At 59.4% G+C, this 18833-nt stretch carries 16 protein-coding genes; 12 read left to right on the top strand and 4 right to left on the bottom strand.

Features of this window, described 5'->3' with window-relative positions; all coding sequences use genetic code 11:
• The first annotated feature begins 148 nt into the window (after positions 1-148).
• From D3870_RS04300 to D3870_RS04290, 3 genes are all read left to right on the top strand, one after another.
• Positions 149-415 carry a type B 50S ribosomal protein L31 gene (locus D3870_RS04300; protein WP_119736952.1) on the top strand — a complete coding sequence of 89 codons (267 nt, stop codon included), beginning with the start codon at positions 149-151 and terminating at the stop codon, positions 413-415.
• 184 nt (positions 416-599) lie between these two features.
• Positions 600-2321: an ArnT family glycosyltransferase gene (locus D3870_RS04295; RefSeq protein WP_119736950.1), complete on the top strand. Its 1722-nt coding sequence runs from the start codon at positions 600-602 to the stop codon at positions 2319-2321.
• 9 nt (positions 2322-2330) lie between these two features.
• Positions 2331-3698 (top strand): MATE family efflux transporter, encoded by a 1368-nt coding sequence (locus D3870_RS04290; RefSeq protein ID WP_119736948.1) that lies wholly within the window; start codon positions 2331-2333, stop codon positions 3696-3698.
• Positions 3699-3728: 30 nt separating this feature from the next.
• Here D3870_RS04290 and D3870_RS04285 read toward each other — a convergent pair whose 3' ends face one another.
• From D3870_RS04285 to D3870_RS04270, 4 genes are all read right to left on the bottom strand, one after another.
• Complete coding sequence (locus tag D3870_RS04285) at positions 3729-5654, bottom strand: adenylate/guanylate cyclase domain-containing protein (protein ID WP_158590379.1); 1926 nt, start codon at positions 5652-5654, stop codon at positions 3729-3731.
• A 46-nt stretch (positions 5655-5700) separates the two neighbouring features.
• On the bottom strand, positions 5701-6735 hold the full coding sequence (locus D3870_RS04280) for an ABC transporter substrate-binding protein (protein WP_119736944.1): 1035 nt from the start codon (positions 6733-6735) through the stop codon (positions 5701-5703).
• A complete protein-coding gene (locus tag D3870_RS04275) occupies positions 6732-8618 on the bottom strand; it encodes an SLC13 family permease (RefSeq protein WP_119736942.1) in 1887 nt (628 codons plus the stop codon). The genes D3870_RS04280 and D3870_RS04275 overlap by 4 nt, the downstream gene beginning before the upstream one ends.
• A 148-nt stretch (positions 8619-8766) precedes the next feature.
• A complete protein-coding gene (locus D3870_RS04270; protein ID WP_119736940.1) occupies positions 8767-9672 on the bottom strand; it encodes an SEL1-like repeat protein in 906 nt (301 codons plus the stop codon).
• Between the two features lie 381 nt (positions 9673-10053).
• On the opposite strand from D3870_RS04270, the gene D3870_RS04265 reads away from it, so the two are divergent.
• From D3870_RS04265 to D3870_RS04225, 9 genes are all read left to right on the top strand, one after another.
• A complete protein-coding gene (locus D3870_RS04265; protein ID WP_422879637.1) occupies positions 10054-10290 on the top strand; it encodes a hypothetical protein in 237 nt (78 codons plus the stop codon).
• Between the two features lie 105 nt (positions 10291-10395).
• On the top strand, positions 10396-11982 hold the full coding sequence (locus D3870_RS04260; RefSeq protein WP_158590378.1) for a pilus assembly protein TadG-related protein: 1587 nt from the start codon (positions 10396-10398) through the stop codon (positions 11980-11982).
• A 7-nt stretch (positions 11983-11989) separates the two neighbouring features.
• Positions 11990-12823, top strand: coding sequence for a hypothetical protein (locus tag D3870_RS04255; protein ID WP_147375698.1), 834 nt, complete (start codon positions 11990-11992; stop codon positions 12821-12823).
• A gap of 12 nt (positions 12824-12835) precedes the next feature.
• A complete protein-coding gene (locus D3870_RS04250) occupies positions 12836-13558 on the top strand; it encodes a hypothetical protein (protein ID WP_119736935.1) in 723 nt (240 codons plus the stop codon).
• Positions 13555-13854, top strand: coding sequence for a hypothetical protein (locus D3870_RS04245; RefSeq protein WP_119736933.1), 300 nt, complete (start codon positions 13555-13557; stop codon positions 13852-13854). The genes D3870_RS04250 and D3870_RS04245 overlap by 4 nt, the downstream gene beginning before the upstream one ends.
• A 42-nt stretch (positions 13855-13896) precedes the next feature.
• Complete coding sequence (gene cpaB, locus D3870_RS04240) at positions 13897-14976, top strand: Flp pilus assembly protein CpaB (RefSeq protein WP_147375697.1); 1080 nt, start codon at positions 13897-13899, stop codon at positions 14974-14976.
• Positions 14977-14990: 14 nt separating this feature from the next.
• Positions 14991-16295, top strand: a complete 1305-nt coding sequence (locus D3870_RS04235) for a type II and III secretion system protein family protein (RefSeq protein ID WP_119736929.1) — start codon at positions 14991-14993, stop codon at positions 16293-16295.
• A 10-nt stretch (positions 16296-16305) separates the two neighbouring features.
• Positions 16306-17985 (top strand): TadA family conjugal transfer-associated ATPase, encoded by a 1680-nt coding sequence (locus D3870_RS04230; protein ID WP_119736927.1) that lies wholly within the window; start codon positions 16306-16308, stop codon positions 17983-17985.
• The gene (locus D3870_RS04225; RefSeq protein ID WP_119736925.1) at positions 17982-18833 is read left to right on the top strand and encodes a type II secretion system F family protein; all 852 of its coding nucleotides are present in this window, start codon (positions 17982-17984) and stop codon (positions 18831-18833) included. Before D3870_RS04230 ends, D3870_RS04225 begins: the two co-directional genes overlap by 4 nt.

The raw sequence follows: 18833 nt of genomic DNA, 5'->3' as shown, positions 1-18833 counted from the left end.
ATTCCCGTCCGCCTTTATATCAAGGCAAACCCCTGATTTCATTGTATAATCGCCGGTTTTCACCCCCCGGCAAGTGACCGGCAATCGGGTCAAGAAGCAGGACGACCGACGAAGTGCCGATTGGCTACCAAACCATCCAGAGGAAAACATGAAAGAAGGCATCCACCCCGAATATCGCGAAGTCGTGTTCCAGGACATGTCCAACGACTTCAAATTCGTTACCCGTTCGACCATTCATACCCGGGAAACCATCAATTTCGAAGGCAAGGATTATCCGCTCATCAAGATTGAAGTTTCCGCTGAATCCCACCCGTTCTACACCGGCAAGCACAAGATCGTCGATACCGCCGGCCGCGTGGAAAAATTCCGCCAGAAGTACGGCAATCGCGGTTCCAAGACTCAGACTGCAGGCTGATTCCGCAGCTTTGCGTAAAAAAGGCAGCTACGGCTGCCTTTTTTGTTGATCACGCCATCGAACGACATGCATTTCATGTGTGCGATGGTTGTCCTCCCCACCCGCGCAGCCGCAAACACCGCCCTGCGGTTTTCCGGCACAATAACGCCGGTCCAATAAGAACAAGTCGCTTGTGATCCCCACCATGAAGCCTGTCCGCCTTCCCGCAGCCGCCACGCATGCGCTTCCTCGCTGGGTACTGTTTGCGCTCTGTCTGCTGTACATCCTTCCGGGTCTGATCGGACGCGATCCATGGAAATCGGAAGACGCCGCCGGTTTCGGCATCATGTGGACGATGGCGCATGGCGGATTGGAGGATTGGCTGTGGCCGCATATCGTGGGCATGCCGATGCCGGAAAAGGGGCCGCTGGCCTACTGGATCGGCGCGGTCTGCATCAAGCTGTTCGGCTGGCTGCTTGGCGACACGCTGGCTGCCCGGATTTCGACCGGCGTGTTTTTCCTGCTCGGATCGATGTCCGTCTGGTACACCACCTATCTGCTCGGCCGTCGTGCCGAAGCCCAGCCGCTTCGCCTTGCCTTCGGCGGCCAACCGGAACCGCGTGACTACGGCCGCACGCTTGCCGACGGCGCACTGCTGATCTATCTCGGCTCGCTCGGCCTGCTGCTGCATAGCCACAGTACCAGCACAGAGGCATTGCAGATTTCGCTGATCGCATTCTCGATGTATGGCGCCGCGCGTCTGTTCGATGCGCAGTCGCGCCGGGCCGCGCTCCTGTTGGGCGTCACGCTGGGTCTGCTGGTGCTCACTCGCGGCTGGGTATTGCCGCTCGCGCTCTGGTTTGCTCTGCTGATTTTCTCGTCGCTGCGGGACAAGAAGCTGCTGACCCGGCTGGTGCTCTTCACGCTGCCTGCCGCAATGGCAGTGGCGGCCACATGGCTTGCGGTCAACCATTACGTGCGGCCATTCCACAGCTCGCCATACGCTGCCTGGATGACATGGAATTATCAGCAGCTGGGCATGCCCTCGTGGAACGCAACGAAATACCTGCTGAAGAATACGCCTTGGTTCGCATGGCCGGCATGGCCGTTCGCGGCGTGGGCGGTCTACGCATGGCGCAAGCAGCAACAGCCTTTGCATATTGCGCTTCCGCTGATGTACTTGATCACGTTCGTCGTGCTGGCGACCCTCGGTCCGCGCACGGAGGAAAGCCTGCTGCCGCTGCTGCCGCCATTGGCAATTCTCGCGGCATTCGGCCTGCCGACCATGAAGCGCGGGGCGATCAATGCCGTGGACTGGTTTTCGGTCATGACCTTGACGACCTGCGCCGGATTCATCTGGATCGGCTGGATCGCGAAACAAACCGGCTGGCCGGCGCAAATCGCGAAAAACGCATTCAAGCTCGCGCCTGGATTCAAGCCGGAATTCAACCTGATCGCCTTCATCGTGGCGGCATGCGCATCGGCCGGCTGGATCGTGCTGGTGCATTGGCGCGTTTCGCGCAAACCATCCGTCTTGTGGCGCGCAGTGGTGCTGTCGTCCGGCGGCGTCATCCTGTGCTGGCTGTTGCTGATGACGCTATGGCTGCCGTGGATCAACTATGGCAAGAGCTATGCAGGCGTTGCGCAGCAACTGGCGCAGAATCTTCCGCCGGTGCGCAACTGCGTCGATAGCGACGTCCGGCCGGCGCAGCGTGCTTCATTTGCCTATTTCGGCGATATCCCGTTCGCGCGATTCGGCGAGGGAAATTGCGATTTTCTGTTGCTGCAGGACTCGAATCCCGATGGCAAGACAGGCAGCGCAAAACTGATCACGCGTGCGAATCAGCGCTGGCGTCTGTTGTGGGAAGGCCATCGCCCTTCCGACCGCGACGAACGCTTCCGGCTGTATGCGCGCGTGAAGCGATAGCATTGCCGGATGCAAGCAAAAAAACCTCGTCATACCACCCGCATTGCTGCACTTGCATGGCCCATTCTGGTCGGCCAGCTTGCGGTCATCGCCAATGGCGTGATCGACACGGCGATGACATCGCGCTTTTCCGCGACCGATCTGGCTGCATTGGCGGTCGGCGCTTCGATATACGTCAGCGTATTCGTCGGCCTGAGCGGGGTGCTGCAGGCGCTTTCGCCGATCATCGCGCAACTGTTCGGCGCACAACGCTTTGACGACATCGGCGTCGAGATCAAGCAAGGCGCGTGGCTTGCAGTGTTTCTTTCGGTCATCGGCTGCGTCGCGTTGCTGTTCCCGCAACCCTTGCTGTCCATGGCGCACGCGTCGCCGGAACTCACCGAAAAATGCACGTTGTATTTGCGCATCCTCACGCTCGCGTTACCCGTGACACTCGGATTTCGCATCTACGGCGCGTTCAATACCGCAATCGGCCGTCCCAAGGCTCTGATGGCAATTCAAATCATTTCGCTGCTGCTCAAGGTACCCTTGAATGCCTTGTTCATTTTCGGCGGCTTCGGCTTGCCGGCATTCGGCGGCCCAGGCTGCGCGATGGCAACAGCAGTCGTTGCGTGGCTGATGGCCCTGCTCGCATGGATCATCTTGCGGACGGACCGCTCCTACCGCGTCTATGCGATTTTCAACAGCGGCTTCGTCCCGCCGAAATGGGCCGCGCAACTTGCGTTGCTCAAGCTCGGCATTCCGATGGGCTTGAGCTATCTGATCGAGGTCACCGCCTTCACCTTCATGGCGCTGTTCATTGCGCGCATCGGCGACACCGCCGTGGCGGGGCACCAGATCACGGCCAATTTCGCCACCGTGCTGTACATGCTGCCGCTGTCGATCGCCAGTGCGACCAGCACCCTCGTCGCACAAGCGATCGGCGCACGCGACATGGAAAAGGCCCGGCGTGTCGGACTCAGCGGAATCCGTCTGGCCGCGATCCTGTCCGTCACCATCGGCTGCATGGTCTGGCTGACGCGCGACTGGATCGTCCGCGCCTACACACCGAACGAAACGATCATCGCGGCCGCATTGCCGCTGTTCTTCTTCATCGCCTTCTATCAGCTGTTCGATGCGGTGCAGGTGACCACGGCATTCGTGTTGCGCGCATACAAGGTCGCCGTGATACCGACCGTCATGTACGCAGTGGCGCTGTGGGGCGTGGGACTCGGTGGCGGATATGTGCTGGGACTGGATCCGTTCGGTGTCAGCCCTCCTGCATTGCGGGGAGCGGCAGGTTTCTGGTTCGGCAACAGCGCGAGTCTAGCTCTGGTGGCTGCGGGATTGCTCTGGTACCTGCACGTTGTGCAGCGGGATGCGATGCGCAACGGCTGACGCATTCAGCGCCTTCGACCCGAATCGATGTCAACGCAGCTCCGGCAGGGCGGGTGCGCGTTCCACCGTCACCCCTATGGCGTCCTGCCGCCCCGCCTGCACATCCTCCTCCGGGAATACGGCATAGACATGCACCGGCTCGGCGCGCCCCTTCACGCGCTGCATGCCCTGATCCGCGAGCCGGATGCCATGCGCGTCGTGCTTGCAGCCTTCCCAGGTTGCGGCATTGAGCAGAATCGGGTTGCCGTCGAACTGCTTGGTCAAGTCTTCCAGACGCGCCGCGACATTCACCGCATCGCCGATCACGGTGTACATGAAGCGTTCCAGTGAGCCGATCTGCCCCGCCACCACCTTGCCGGTGCTGATGCCGATGCCGGTGACGAGCGGCGGATCGTCCATCGCCTTGCGCCGCTGATTCAGCACTTCCAGTCGCGCCTTCATCGCCAGCGCCGCGCGTATCGCGCTCAGTTCGTTGCCGGCCTGCGCTTCCGGCGCGCCGAAGATCACCACGATGGCATCGCCGATGAAATTGTTGACGTAGCCGCCGAAGGGCCGGACCGCCTCGGTCATCTCGGTCAGGTATTCGTTCAGCAGCAGCACGACATCGTGCGGACTCATTTTCTCGGACATGGTGCTGAAGCCGCGAATATCCGAAAACAGCACGGACACGCGCAGATTTTCTCCGCCCAGCTTCAATTCGCCCGTCAGCAGTTTCTCGCGCACTTCCGGCGACACCATCCGGCCGAAAATATCCCGCTCGCGCTGCCTTGCCTTGATGCCGTCGATCATCGCATTGAAGGTTTGTGCCAATTGTCCCAATTCGTCCTGCGTGGCGACATGGACCTTTGCCCGCTCCAGTTCCCCTCTTTCGATCGCGCCGGCCGAATCGGTGAGTGCCTTGAGCGGCCGGGTGAAGGTGCGCGCGAACAGCAGCGCGAACGCGACGAAGAGCGCGCCCATCAACGCGACGCTGGCGACCGCATTGCGGAACAAGTGTTCCAGCGGACGGGAATAGATATCCTCATGCTCGCTTACCGCGACCTGCCAGCGTTTTTCCGTCAGCCGCGCGAAGCCGACGATTTCCGGCAGCTTGCTGATGGGAGAAAGATAGTTCGCATGCCCCGGCTGCGTCGCGTTCACCATCTTGTCGGCCAGGTCCTTGAGACCCAGATCGGGAATCTCGCTCACATCCATGCCGAAGCGCTTTTCCTCGATCAATCGCTTCTGCAGCTCGGCCGACAACGGCGCCATGCTCCGGTACTGCACCTTCTCGTCGGGGTGATAAATGATGATGCCGTCGCCATCGACAAGAAAAGTCGTCAGCCATTTCTCACGGCTGCGCGCCGCTTCCATGATGTTGGCGATGGCATCGCCCTTCAGTTTCAGCACCGCGACACCGGATACATTGCCGGCGAGATTGCGCACCGGCGCGGAAAAATACATTCCCGGATTGTTGCTTGCCGTGCCGACTTCGAGATCAGAAATATAGTTGCGCCCCCGGACGGCATCCTTGAAATAATCTCGAAAATTCAGCACACGTCCCAGATAGCGCGGCTTGGTCGATGCCAGAACCTTGCCCTCCTTGTCCAGCACCATGAACAACTCGATATCCTCATTGGCATCGATCAGGCGCGACATCTTGTCTTCCACGCGCACACGGCTGCCGTCGTCGGGTGCCGTCACCAAGTGAATCAGTTCCTCGCTCCAGCTGAAATACGAGATCGTGTGCTTGGTATCCTTGATCAACTGGTCGAGCCGGCCGCCGGTGCTGGAGGCAATCTGCTCCAGTTCCTCGGCTTCGTTTGCCGCCGTGATGGCGAGCCCCTCGCGCAGGTTGTAGTACGACACGACCAGCATCGGCACCAGCGATGCCACCACCAGCGCCATCGCAAGTTTCACGGCAATCGGCCATGTCGCCGGATGAAACCGCGTGCTTCGCAAACGGGCAATGCTCATGTCTGGTATCCCCTGTCGAATGTCTGCGCCATTTTCCGAAACAGCGTCACGGATAAAAATTCGCCGACGAACGCGCTGCAGCCTCATAGACCGCCGGCAGCTTGATATTCCATTTCTTGATGCCGGATTCGCGCATGGCGACAATGAACTGGCGCGAGGTTTGCGTCGGAATCTCGTTCACCGCCTTGCCGCTGCGCAGAATCTCGTTGACCATCGACACCGCGACCTCGCCTTGTTCGTAGGGCGAAGTGCCGATCGCGAGCATGCCGCCGTCATCGACAAAGAAACCGTTGGTGCCGATCACCGGCACCTTCGAATTTTCCTGCGTCCATGTGACGACTTCATTCGGCGCCATCAGCGTCTTGCCGTCCTTCTCGCGCAGGATCTTCCGGTAGTTCGCCGTGATGATGAAGTCGACGCCGCTCTTGCCCGCCAGATCGACTGCATCGCGCCATTCGTCGAAGGTTTTCGGGAAATGTGGTTCGACCAGCTCGATCGGCGCCCAATCGAATTTGCGGAACTCCTTCTCGTCATTACGGACCGATTCCGACGTATCGCCGAGGAACATGATGCGCAGCGGCCCCGCATGCTTTTGCGTTTCCGCGATCAGCAGCAGGGTTTCCTTCAAGGCCTTGAATGGCTTGATCTCGCGGATGCCGGTGACGTTGGCCGCCTTGTCGTAACCATAGTGGTCGAGCGAATCGTTCACCCCCGAGAAAACGATCTTGATATCCTGGCGGCCGACGAAATGCTTCATCGCGTATTCCTGCGCGTCATCATCGACGGCGATCACGATCGTCGGCTGCCAGCTCTCCACCAGCTTCTGCACCGTCTTGCCGGCGTTGACCTTGAATTCCTTCCATGGATGACGCTTGGTGTCCATGTAGAACCAGCGCGTCGTGTATTCATGCTGCTCCTTGAGCGCACGATTGATGCCGACATCGACATCCCGCGTCCACACATAGTCCTTGTCATAGCTGTGCAGAATCAGCACGCGCGGCTTGGTGGTATTGAAGACGATCACGATGCTCGCCAGCGCGGCGAGGAAGATGAAGCTCATCACCCAGCGAATTCTTTTCATAGCAGCCCCAGTGTCTTCCAGTAAGGCATCGATGCATAGATCGCCGCGAGCTTCATCACATTGGAAAGTGCATTGAATTTCAGGAACAGCTTCTCATCGTAGATGCGGCCCTTGGTCAGTTGCCGGTACTGCAGGTAATACGAGCACTGGTACGGGAAGAACCACATCTCGCCGATGATCAGAATGATGAAGCCGACCACCCATGGATTGACGCCGTAGTGCACAGCCACCGGCATCAGGATCGTCGCCACCACCACGATGGTGGCGGTGATCGGCACCGCGAGGCGGATGACGAAGATGACGCCGGTCAAAAGCAGCACGAACAGGCTGAAATTGGTGTGCATGTATTCGCCCAGCCACGGCAGATGCGATGCGATCACCTGACTCAGGCCGAGATAGTTGATCGCGCTGGTGATGCCGACGATGCCGCCCAGATAGATCAGGAAAGGCCAGTCGATTTTTTCGCGAAATTCCTTCTTGTTCAATGCGCCGAACAGCAGCATGCCGAACAGGATCGCCATGCCGAGCCAGGGCGAGGACACCTTGTGGAACGAGGTAGTAACCACGCCCAGCATGAACAGCAAGACGCCTATGATCGCCGCCCATTCCCGATTTTTGAGTTTGCCGAGCAGCGACAGCTGGATCGTCAACTGTTCGCGCGACAGCTTTGCCGCTTCCTTTTCCCCGGGCAGTGCCAGCGCCATCACCACGTACAGGATCAGCAGCACGACGCCGGTCGCCGCCGATGCGACCAGCCAGTTCATCCATTGAAATTGATCCTGAATCTGATCCGGCAACAAGCCGAAGATCACGAAGTTGACCGACTTGCTGCTCAGGAAAATACCGGAAAACAGCGTCACGCCGGTAAAGGCGGAAACCGCAAGCTGGTTGGCGGCCGGCCCCTTGAATTTCTTGTGCAGGATTTCCAGCATGTCGGACAGGAAGGGACTGACCAGCGCCACGCGGCCGTTGATCGACGGGATCAGCGGCGTGAGCAGGAAGCCGATCCCGATCAGCGCGCTGTTTTGCCAGAACGCGGTATTGGGCAGCTTCGTCAACAGCAAAAGCAGCAGGCGATAGCTGAGACCGGAAGACACGATCACCGCCGCCAGACCCAGCACGCTCATGGCAAGCATGAAACCGTCCGATGCCAGGCCCGATAGAATCACGGGCGTCGGCACCAGCCCCATCGCCAGCGTCGCGAGCAAGGCAAAAATGCCGGGTACGTATTCGTCGACCAGGCTGAACACCCACATCAGGATGGTCGATGAAAAGATGGCGAGAAAGTAGACTGCGTTGTTTTCCAGACCCCAGCCGTCGCCGAAGTACAGGATCGACGCCGGCGCGATGAAGGTGAGCAGCCACCCCAGCAGCGCAAGCACATGTTCGGACGTCTTGCCGCTGCCGGCGGCAGGCGCATCGGTTTTCTCGACGCGTTCGACCTGGTGCAAATGATCGCCCGCATAGGTTTGCATCAATGAGAAATAAAACTCCCCACGGAGTTCAGGGCGGGATTCGAACAGGATGGAGAGGCTCTTGCGCGAAATGACCAGCACTCGTACCGTCGATTGCGCAACGGCGTTCGTCAGGTAATGATCGAAATCGGTTGCCGCTTCCTCGCCCAGCCTGCGGCTGCCGGGAGGGATGTCCTGCTGCTTCTGCGAACTCAGCTTGACCCTGCCGTCCAGCAGATAGAAAAATTCGTTCGCGGGAGCGCCGGCGCGATAGAGGTATTCGCCCGCCTGCACGATTCGCTCCGACGTATAGGGAAGAAGCCGCGCCAGCCCCAGATAGGACGCTTTTTCAAAAACCGGATCAGTCAACAAGTCCCGAATGCTTTGCGCCTCATCCGGTCTGTCAACGGCAATCGACAATGCCGTCATGGGTGTCCCTCTGCTTGAATTTCCGGGGTGGCCGACAGAGGGACACGGTATGCGGTCTCAATGCGCCGGCATCGCTGCGGCGATCGAGGCTCGGGTTTGCACAACACCTGGAAACGTCGTTGCGCCCTGTCGGAAATACTTGATGGCCTTATCGCGCCTTGCCGGTCCATTGGCTCGCCAGATCCATGGAAACCTTCTGCCCCATCAACCCGCGTGTGTACACCTCCGCCAGCCGGCGCATCGCCGGCTTGTAGCCGCCATTGGCCGCCTGCGTCAGCAGCGACACAGCTTGCGCATCATCTTGCGGCACGCCCTTGCCCTGCTCATGCAGACGCGCGAGGTTGAATTGGGCAAGGCCGAATCGTTGCGCCGCCGCCTTGCGATACCACGACGCCGCCGTCGCATAATCCTGCGGTACGCCACGCCCTTCGGCGTACATGTAGCCGAGGTTGTTCTGCGCCAGCGGGAAGTTCTGTGTGGCCGCCTTGGTGTACAACGCGACGGCCATGGCATCGTCTTTCGCCACACCCTTGCCGCGCGCATACAGGTAGCCGAGATTCGTCTGTCCCGACGGAAGTCCCCTGTCCGCCGCCTTGCGATACCACTCCAGCGCCTGCGCCGGATCGACAGCGACGCCGTTGCCCTTTTCGAACATCGCACCGATGTTGTTCTGCGCCTGCGCGAAATTCTGCTCCGACGCCTTGCGATACCACGTCATCGCCTGCTCATGATCACGCGGTACGCCGAGGCCTTCGCCATAGAGATAACCGACCGAGGTCTGCGCCGGCGCAAAGCCCTTGTCCGCCGCCTTGCGATACCAGTTCAATGCCTGCGCATAGTCCACCGGCACGCCCTGCCCCTTCTCGTACATCACGCCCAGATCGTTCTGCGCCTTGACGATGCCCTGAGCCGCAGCGGCGGAAAAATCCTTGAATGCCGCCGCAAAATCGCCCCGCTCGTAGGACGCGCGGCCCGACTCATAACTGGCATGGACCGGCAAGACAATTCCCGCCAGACCGGACAGCAGCACGACTTCCCTGAAAAACCGATTCATCTTCTTGTTCCTTTGTGCATGGATATCAAAACGGCCCGTCGATATGGCTCGTCTGTGAATGAGAAACCGTCAAAAAACGTAAAGATTGCCATGATGCAATTGCGATGCATCAAATCCCAGCAGAAAATTTATTGATTTTTGTCAACTGTTGTTTATTTTCATTACACAGTGAAAAAGTTCTAAAAAGGCAAAAATTACTTCAAAGCAAGATAGCACATATGGTATCGTCCCGAAAATTGACATCTCGTAACACTTGCTTACATGTAGATGTTCAGTAACCACCCATCACCCTGTCAACCCGGAGAGGATCACATCATGCAAATCGCTGCACGCATCAACACCATGACAAAAAAATTGCCAAAAAACCAAAAGGGTCAAGGCATGACGGAATACATCATCATCGTCGCCCTGATCGCTGTCGCCGCGATCGGCGTGTACAGCATGTTCGGCCAGACGATCCGTGGCCAAGTCGCAGGTCTGGCGGGTGAAGTTGCAGGCACAGGCGCGGCAACAGGCAAGGCAGCTGCCGGCACTGCAGCAGCAAATGCCAATACCAAGGCAGCAGAAGGCAAAGGCATGGCCAACTACGACGCTGGCAACGCTGCTTCCGCCAAGTAAAACCACATTCAGGTGCGATGAAGGGCCTTCCGTAGCGCTCGAAACAAGAGGCAGGAAATGGCCAGGATTACGTCCCGATTTGATGATTCGAACAGGCGCGTGACCTTGGCCCCCTTCCCATCCCATCCACGCCAGCGCGGCCAGGCGCTGGTGTTCTCCCTCATTACCGTCTCCATCATCATCCTGGTGATGGTGTCCATGTACACCATGGGTCAGCAGTCCATCAACAAGATGAAACTGCAAAACACCGCCGACGCCGCCGCATACAGCGCTGCACTGGCCGAGGCGCGTGACTACAATTTCTCTGCGTACACCAACCGCGCCGTCGTCGCCAATCAGGTCGCGGTAGCGCAAGTCGTGGGGCTCACTTCGTGGGCGCGCAACTACGGCAACACCTATGCCGGCCCGTCGTCGTGGGTTCCGAAAGTCCTCAGTTCCCTCGGCGGACCGATGGCAAAGATTTTCTGGGATGTGCCATGGAATGCATCCAAGACCATTTCCAAGGGCGTGAAGCAGACGTTTGAGACCATCGGGCCGATAACAACCGTATTGCTGGACAAGTTGATCGATGTGCTCGGCCTCGCGCAAACGGTGTACCACTACGGCACGGCTCTGACCGTGGCGCAGACCATCGGCCTGTCGCCCGCGCAGATTCTGGACGACCTGGCCGGCGTGGACGAATCATCGCTCGGTGTCGTGAGCGATCTGCTGACCTTCAACGACGCCTACAACATCATCAAGCTCAACGATGTCAATGCCGACCTGAGCACGCCCGGCACGGTTGCGGCAATGATGCATATCGCGCAGTGGTTCCTGTTCACCCACAAAAAAGATCCCAACATGCTGAATCAGGACGGCCCGGCCGCCGATCGCATGGCGAAGGTCACGATTGATTCGCTGGATGGGTTTTCGCGGAACCGCAGCACGAAGGATGGCGGCCCGTTCAAGAACATGCCGGAAATGATGTACCTCACGCCGTTCGTGATCGATCCGACACGATTGATCCCCTATCAGAATGGCGCGCTGCTCATGTACCTCTGGCATCGGGGCGGCACCGAACTCAAGAAGGTCAACAACACGAAAAAGACCTGGAGTGCGATGGACGGCACCGGCTTCTTCGGCGCGGCAATTTTCTGGATCAGCGTTCTCGGCATCCCGATTCCGATTCCCATCATTCTGCCTTTCATCCCGATGGGCTGGGGCGCGGCACAGGCCGGCCTGAACAGCAATCTGATGCCGAACAATAATTTCGGCACCACGGCCGCCAACGCCTATGGCGGCATCTACCAAAGCCCGAACACGGCGGGCGCGGCGGCCATTCAGCGCGGCAAGGGTGCCGGCAAGTCACTGGATCCGGCGGCCGGTCTGCGCACGTATTTCGACGTGAAGAAGGTCAACAAGCCGGCGCTGGTCGGCCCACCTCTGGTCCTCGAAATCGAGAAAGCCGGCAACAAGATCCCGACCAGCAACAGCATTTCTGGCGGCCAGTTTGCCTTGAACAACGGCACGCAAAGCAACTACATGCGCAGCCTGAGCAAGGCCGAAATCTATTTCTCGCGTCCGAAGAAGCTGTGGGCGCGCAGCGACGGCAAGACCGAAGTGGGCAGCCTGTACAGCCCCTACTGGCAAGCAAGGCTGGCGCCCAACAGCTTCGCCGAACAATACGTATCCCTCGCTTTTCACCTGAACTGAGCCAACCATGAACTCCCGCAACCGAGGTCAGGCAATGATCGAGCTGCTCATCGTGGCAGGCTTCGTATTGGTGCCACTGTTTCTCGCCATTCCGCTGGTCGGGAAATATCTCGACATGCGCGCGGCGGCGGTGCAGACCTCGCGCTACGCCGCATGGGAACGCACGGTATGGTTCGGCGGCGACGCGGCGTCCAGCATCGGCTGGTTCGGCGTTGACCGGAAATGGCAGGCGAACGCAAAGTCCGACGACCAGATTCGCCGCGAACTCGGCGTGCGCTATCTGTCCGAAACCGGCCCGGCCGATGCATTCTCGAACAACGACCGCAATGCCGGCGATTTCAGCGGCGGCTCCAAGATGCTGTGGCAGGACCGCAATGGCCAGAAGCTGCTGGCCAATTACAGCGACATCCAGAACTCGGTCAGCAACAGCCAGGCGCCGGGAACCTTGAACAAGATTCTCGACCCCATCGCCAACTTCGCCGCCACGCTCGGGCCGTTCACTCTGGAAATGAACGGCGAGTACGCGGCAACTGTCACGATCAAGGTCAAGGACATCGATTACGACCACTTCCTGGCCAAGGCGTCGACGGCCAATTTCAGCGAAACCAATGTGTTGCTGGCCAACGGCTGGTCGGCAAACGGCCCGGACGATCCTGCCAAGACCAGCACGAAGCAGCAAACCAAGGGCCTCGTGCCCTTCTCGATCTTTACCGCGGAACTCGGCGGCGTACCGATCATGGAGTACCTGCAGACCGCCGTGTCCGTCTTCCTGCCGGAATTTTCCAAACTCGAACTGGGCAAGATCGAACCGGACAAGGTCCCGGCCGATCGCCTGAAATAAGAACACATCGCCATGAACAGCCAACAGCACGACAACGCACGAGCCCGCCGGCGCATCGCCGGACTGGCATTCTGCGCCTTGCTGGGCGGCGCATCGCATGCCGAGGAGATCAATTGTCCGCACTTCCCAGAACCGAAGGCGAAGGTGGAATGGGTCGCACCATACATGGTGTACAACGGCGTGCCGATGAGCATCAAGCGGTTCGACAGCGAACAGCCGCCGGCGGACGTTCTCGCCTTTTATCGTCAGGCATGGAAAGGCGGCCCGGCTGGCACGGCACCGGTTGAAAACACGGTCGGTGTGTGGCAGACGATTGCCGTCGTGCGCGGCAACTGCTTTTTCACGGTGCAGGTGCAAGCCGCCGGCAAAAACGGCTCCACCGGATTGTTGAGCGCGACACAGTCGTCCGACAAGGTGCGCGTGATCGACAAGGACAAAACCTTGCCGATGCTGTCCGGCAGCACCATCCTCAACGACATCGAGCATCACGACAGCGGCAAGACCGCGCGTACCGTGGTGTTGAGCAATACATTTTCCCCGGAAACGAACGCGAATTTCTATCGCCAGACGCTGGCCGATCAGGGATGGCAGCCAGTCAGCAGCTATCAGATGAATACCCGCAAGGGCCCCGGCATCACGATCGTCATGAAACGCGGGCTGGCCGAGGCCAGCCTCGTCATCACGCGCAGCGGTCAGAACACGAACGTGCTCGCCAACCTGGTGGACAAGCCATGAAGAACCTCCCCATGGCGCGCCGCAAGCAAGGCGGTCAATCATTCATGGAGTACCTCGTGGTGCTCGCATTCGGCGTGATCGTGCTGGTGGCAGGCCCCAATCCGCCCATCCAGCAACTGGCCAAGGCGATCCGCGACTACTACACCGACTACTCGTATGCCATTTCGATTTCGTCGATGCCCAACTGCTTCGCATCCACGAGCGGCGGCGCAGCGGGTGTATCGGGAACCGTAACAACGGACAAATGCCTGGATCTGAGCGATCCAAAATGGCCGGTAGATGTGTCGTTTGATTGAACCGAGAACTTATCACTTACTTTTTTATCAGGGTTGACCAACTTGAAAATCCAACGCCCAAACATCAAGATCAACAAGACCTGGTTGATGCTTATCGTGGCCATCGCATTGAGCTTGCTCACTACGTGGCTGACCATGCAATACCTCAAGTTCAAGGAACAGAGCATCGAGGCCGAAATCTCGGAGCGGTCCCGGCAGCAACGCGGGGAAACCATCGCCGTGGTGGTGCCGATCAAGTCCTTGCCGCCCGGGGTGATGCTCGACGAGGGCGTGGTCGCGGCGCGCAATGTGCCGGTCGATTTCATTTATGAAGACACGATCACGGTCGGCCAGTTCGAAGCGATGAAGGGCCAGGCGCTGATTCGCGCAGTCGAGAAAGGCAAGCCGCTGCGCCGCGCCGATGTGCGCGAGGTCTTCGCGGACTTCTCCGGCACGCTGAAGGATGGCAAGCGCGCCATGACCATCAATGTGGACGAGATCAACTCCGTGTCGCACATGATCGAACCCGGCAACCTCGTCGATCTGATGCTGATCCTGTCAAGCAGCGGCGAGGGCAACAACAACCAGGCCGTCGTGCCCTTCCTCGATCAGGTCAAGGTTCTCGCCACCGGCCAGAAGGTGACGCACGATGATCCGGCCACACAAGGCTCGCCCGAGCGGCGCAAGGTCAGCTACAGCAATTTCACGCTCGAAGTCACGCCGACGCAGGCTGCCCGTCTCGCGCTTGCAACCGAACTGGGCAAGATCAGGGCGGTATTGCGCAACGAGAAGGACAAGCAGGAAATCGACTATGAAACAGTCAACGCGCAGAACTTCCTGGAAGACATCCGCGAGCGCCAGAAGCGGGTCGCTCTCGCAAAATCGCGTGGCACCACCGCATCGACAGGCTATATCGAGTACATCATCGGCGGCAAAAGCAACGATGCGATGACGCCGGCGATCAACGTCCCGATGCCGGCAGGCCTGCCGACCGGCATACCCGGCGCTGCACCGGCTCAGATGGCGGACGCGTCTGCCGCAGCATCGGTCGCAGCCGCCCCGACCGCCGTGCCAGACAACCTGACGCAACTGCTTAAACTCAGCCTTGGCAACAATCCCGCGACCGCCAAGCCCTCAAAGTGAGATAGAGAACAACAATGCTTAATCAACTCCTGCGACTCTTACGACTCTTCGCAATCGGCGCATGCTTTGCGGCTGCCTCCGGTGCACTTCACGCACAGGAGAGACTGTCCGATATCAAGAACAATGAAATCCTGATGTTCGTGGGCGAGGTGAAAATCCTCCCGATGGAACGCATCCAGCGCATCGCGGTCGGCAACGGCAAGCTGTTCAGCACATCCGTCCTCGGCAACAAGGAACTGCTGTTGATCGCCGAAGCGGTCGGCGATTCGTCGCTCGTCATCTGGTCTGACAACAGCCGCAAGACCGTCTACACGGTGCGCATCAGCCCGAAGGATGCGGGCGATGCACAGCGCAGCGTCAACGCAATGCTGTCGGACATTCCCGGCATCCAGATCAACACGGTCGGCACCAACGTGGTCATCAGCGGCACCGCCAGCAAGGAGAATCTGGTTCGCATCGCGACTGCGGTGAAGATGTATCCGCAGGCAGTCAGCGTCGTGCGGGAAGAAGACGTCTCGATGAAGAAGATGGTCTACATGAAAGTGCAGATCGTCGAGATGAAGAAGTCGCTGCTGGAGAACATCGGCCTGCAATGGCCCGGTTCCGCCGCCGGCCCCATGCTGGGCTTCTCCGGCAACTTCGGTTCCGACCGGCCGCAGACGCAAGGTGCGCTCAAGGGCGTGCTGCCGGTGCCGAACAACGGCTTGCTGACCTATCTCGGCATTTCGACCCTGATCAACACGACGATCAATCTTGCCAAGAACAATGGCGATGCCTTCGTCCTCGCGGAACCGGAACTCAGCGCCCGCAGCGGCGGCGAAGCGAAATTCCTGGCCGGCGGCCAGATTCCGCTGCCGGTGTCTTCCGCATTTGCCGCCTCCGTGGAATTCAAGGATTACGGCATTCGTCTCCTGATCAAGCCGGTGGCGGACGATCAGGGCAACATCATGGCCCAGATCAAGACCGAGATCAGCAGCATCGACTCCTCCGTGTCGGTGCAGAGCATCCCCGGCTTCCTGACACGCCAGTCGGAAACCGAGATCAATGTGAAGAACGGCCAGACCATCGTCATGTCCGGCCTCGTCAACACGGAAATGTCGAATGACGCGACCAAGGTTCCCGGCATCAGCAATGTTCCGGTGCTGGGCCGCCTGTTCCGTTCCGATAATTTCAAGACCGGCCGCACGGACCTGGTGATCCTGGTCACGCCGACCGTTGTCGATCCCTCGTCCACCATCAACCGCGAACGGATCGAGAAAACCATGGACATCCGCGAGCGTTTCGAACGCAAACTGAGCAACCAAGACATCATCGACTGAGGCCTTCACCATGTTGCACATCGCCGTCATCACGCCCAAGGGCCAGCGTACCGAAGAAGAATGCACCATCGACACTTGCACCATCGGCAAAAGCGATGAGAACCGCATCATCCTGCAGGGGTGGACGGTCGGCCGCAAGCACGCCACCATCCATCGCCGCAAGGATGGCGTGTACGTCGAGGATCATGGCGCATCGTCCGGCACGAAGGTGAACAATCAGAAGATCTCCGGCACCTACGGTCCGCTCAAGAAGGGCGAGGAGATCACGATCTGCGACTACACCCTCGCCGTGCTGGATATCGAAGAGGCACTTCCGGAAGCCGCACCAGCCGCAAGTGTGTCCGCAGTTGCATCCCCCATGGCAGCCTCGGATAACGCCGAGACTGCGGAAGGAATGTCTTCCTCGGACCGCGAAGAAATGATCGCAGTTCTGAAGAACATCCACGGGCAACTGATCAAGCAGATGGACCTGCGACGCGTGGACGTCAACCGCCAGAGCGAGGAAGAGCTGCGCGAGAACACCCGCGTCATGCTGGAGGAAATCGTCGCGGCTGACAGAAACATTCCAGCCCACATGGATCGCGTCGTGCTGGTGAAACGGGTACTGGACGAAGTGGTCGGTCTCGGCCCGCTGGAAGACCTGATCGCCGACGAATCGGTATCGGAAATCATGGTCAACAGCTTCGAGGAAATCTTCATCGAGCGCAAAGGCCAGCTGATGAAATCGGACATCACCTTCACCAGCAACCAGTCGGTTGTCAGCGCCATCGAGCGCATCGTCACGCCGATCGGCCGCCGCATCGATGAAAGCTCGCCGATGGTGGATGCGCGCCTGAAGGACGGTTCGCGCGTGAATGCAGTGATCCCGCCGCTGGCGCTCAAGGGCGCAAACATCACCATCCGCAAGTTCTCCAAGAAGAAGCTGGTGGGCGAGGATCTGGTCCGTTTCGGCTCGATGACGCCGGTGATGCTCCAGTTCCTCAAGACCGTGGTGGAGCAGAAGTCCAACATCATCATCTCCGGCGGTACGGGTTCCGGCAAGACCACGCTGCTCAACGTGATGTCGAGCTACATCCCGAAGGACGAGCGCATCGTCACGGTGGAGGACGCGGCGGAACTGCAACTGAGCCAGCCCAATCTGGTCGGACTCGAATCGCGTCCCGCCAATGCCGAGGGCAAGGGTCTGGTCAGCATCCGCGACCTCGTCAAGAACTGTCTGCGGATGCGTCCAGACCGCATCGTCGTCGGCGAATGCCGCGGCGGCGAGGCGCTCGACATGTTGACCGCGATGAACACCGGCCATGACGGCTCGCTGACAACCGCGCACGCCAACACGCCGCGCGACTGTCTGGCGCGTATCGAGGTGATGGTGATGATGGCGGGCATGGACTTGCCGGTGCGCGCGATTCGCGAACAGATCGCGTCGGCGGTCAAGTTCATCGTGCAGCAGAACCGCTTCGCCTGCGGCTCGCGCAAGATCACGCACATCACCGAAGTGACCGGCATGGAAGGCGACATCATCCAGCTGCAGGACATCTTCCTCTACAAGCGCGAAGGCTTCGGTCCGGACGGCAAGGTGAAGGGTCAGCACATCGCCACCGGCCAGATCCCCGAGTTCTACGAAGAACTCGCCACGCGCGGCCTGGAGATCGATTTCAACATGTTTGCATCGCAGGATAAACGGCTGTGAATACCCTCGGACTCCTACTGGCGGTTGCGCTGCTTGCCGCCTTCATGGCGATCTGGATCGGCATGCAGGGCGTGCGGGCGCTGCTGGCGCGGCAAAAATCGTCGCTCGAAGCATCGACGCGAACGACGCTGGCCGACATGTTCATCTTCATCGACCCGACCAAGCTGTTCTATTACAACGTCGCCGCCCTGATCGTGCTGCCGACGCTGGTGTGGCTGTTCACGAACAACCCCGTGTTCGTCACGTTCACTGCGATCGGCACGCTCATCCTGCCCAAGGTCTACATCAAGAGCATCGCGGCGAAGCGCCTGAAGCGTTTCGAGGAACAGTTGCCGGATGCGCTCCTGATGGTGTCCGGTGCGATGCGCGCGGGCGCCAGCCTGAATGTGGCGCTGGAATCGATGATCAAGGAACAGAAGCCGCCGATGAGCCAGGAATTCGATCTGATGCTGCGCGAACAGCGTCTCGGCGTGGATTTCGACACGGCGCTGGTCAACATGGAAAAGCGCAATCCGCTGCAGGACTTCTCGCTGGTGGTATCCGGCCTGCGCATCTCGCGCGAGGTGGGCGGCAATCTGGCGGAAATCCTTGAGTCGCTGGCCCACACGCTGCGCGAGAAGGCAACCATGGAAGGCAAGATCCGCAGCCTGACCGCGCAGGGAAAGATGCAGGGACTCATCATGTCCTGCCTGCCCTTGTTCATCATGGCCGCGCTGAACTGGATCGAGCCGAAGGCCATGGGCACGATGTTTACCACCCTGTTCGGCTGGGTGACGCTGACCGTGATCCTCGTGATGATCGTGATCGGCTACCTGTTCATTCGCAAAATCACCACCATCGACGTTTGA

Source organism: Noviherbaspirillum cavernae (assembly GCF_003590875.1).
Classification (GTDB): Bacteria; Pseudomonadota; Gammaproteobacteria; order Burkholderiales; family Burkholderiaceae_D; genus Noviherbaspirillum; species Noviherbaspirillum cavernae.
Note: the sequence above shows the minus strand (reverse complement) of the source record. Positions and strands in the feature narration are given on the sequence as shown.

What these genes read in the sequence shown, in the direction of transcription:
- D3870_RS04300 (WP_119736952.1), top strand. Translation starts at nt 149, where the DNA reads ATGAAAGAAGGCATCCACCCCGAATATCGCGAAGTCGTGTTCCAGGAC.
- D3870_RS04295 (WP_119736950.1), top strand. Translation starts at nt 600, where the DNA reads ATGAAGCCTGTCCGCCTTCCCGCAGCCGCCACGCATGCGCTTCCTCGC.
- D3870_RS04290 (WP_119736948.1), top strand. Translation starts at nt 2,331, where the DNA reads ATGCAAGCAAAAAAACCTCGTCATACCACCCGCATTGCTGCACTTGCA.
- D3870_RS04285 (WP_158590379.1), bottom strand. Translation starts at nt 5,654, where the DNA reads ATGAGCATTGCCCGTTTGCGAAGCACGCGGTTTCATCCGGCGACATGG.
- D3870_RS04280 (WP_119736944.1), bottom strand. Translation starts at nt 6,735, where the DNA reads ATGAAAAGAATTCGCTGGGTGATGAGCTTCATCTTCCTCGCCGCGCTG.
- D3870_RS04275 (WP_119736942.1), bottom strand. Translation starts at nt 8,618, where the DNA reads ATGACGGCATTGTCGATTGCCGTTGACAGACCGGATGAGGCGCAAAGC.
- D3870_RS04270 (WP_119736940.1), bottom strand. Translation starts at nt 9,672, where the DNA reads ATGAATCGGTTTTTCAGGGAAGTCGTGCTGCTGTCCGGTCTGGCGGGA.
- D3870_RS04265 (WP_422879637.1), top strand. Translation starts at nt 10,054, where the DNA reads ATGACGGAATACATCATCATCGTCGCCCTGATCGCTGTCGCCGCGATC.
- D3870_RS04255 (WP_147375698.1), top strand. Translation starts at nt 11,990, where the DNA reads ATGAACTCCCGCAACCGAGGTCAGGCAATGATCGAGCTGCTCATCGTG.
- D3870_RS04250 (WP_119736935.1), top strand. Translation starts at nt 12,836, where the DNA reads ATGAACAGCCAACAGCACGACAACGCACGAGCCCGCCGGCGCATCGCC.
- D3870_RS04245 (WP_119736933.1), top strand. Translation starts at nt 13,555, where the DNA reads ATGAAGAACCTCCCCATGGCGCGCCGCAAGCAAGGCGGTCAATCATTC.
- D3870_RS04235 (WP_119736929.1), top strand. Translation starts at nt 14,991, where the DNA reads ATGCTTAATCAACTCCTGCGACTCTTACGACTCTTCGCAATCGGCGCA.
- D3870_RS04230 (WP_119736927.1), top strand. Translation starts at nt 16,306, where the DNA reads ATGTTGCACATCGCCGTCATCACGCCCAAGGGCCAGCGTACCGAAGAA.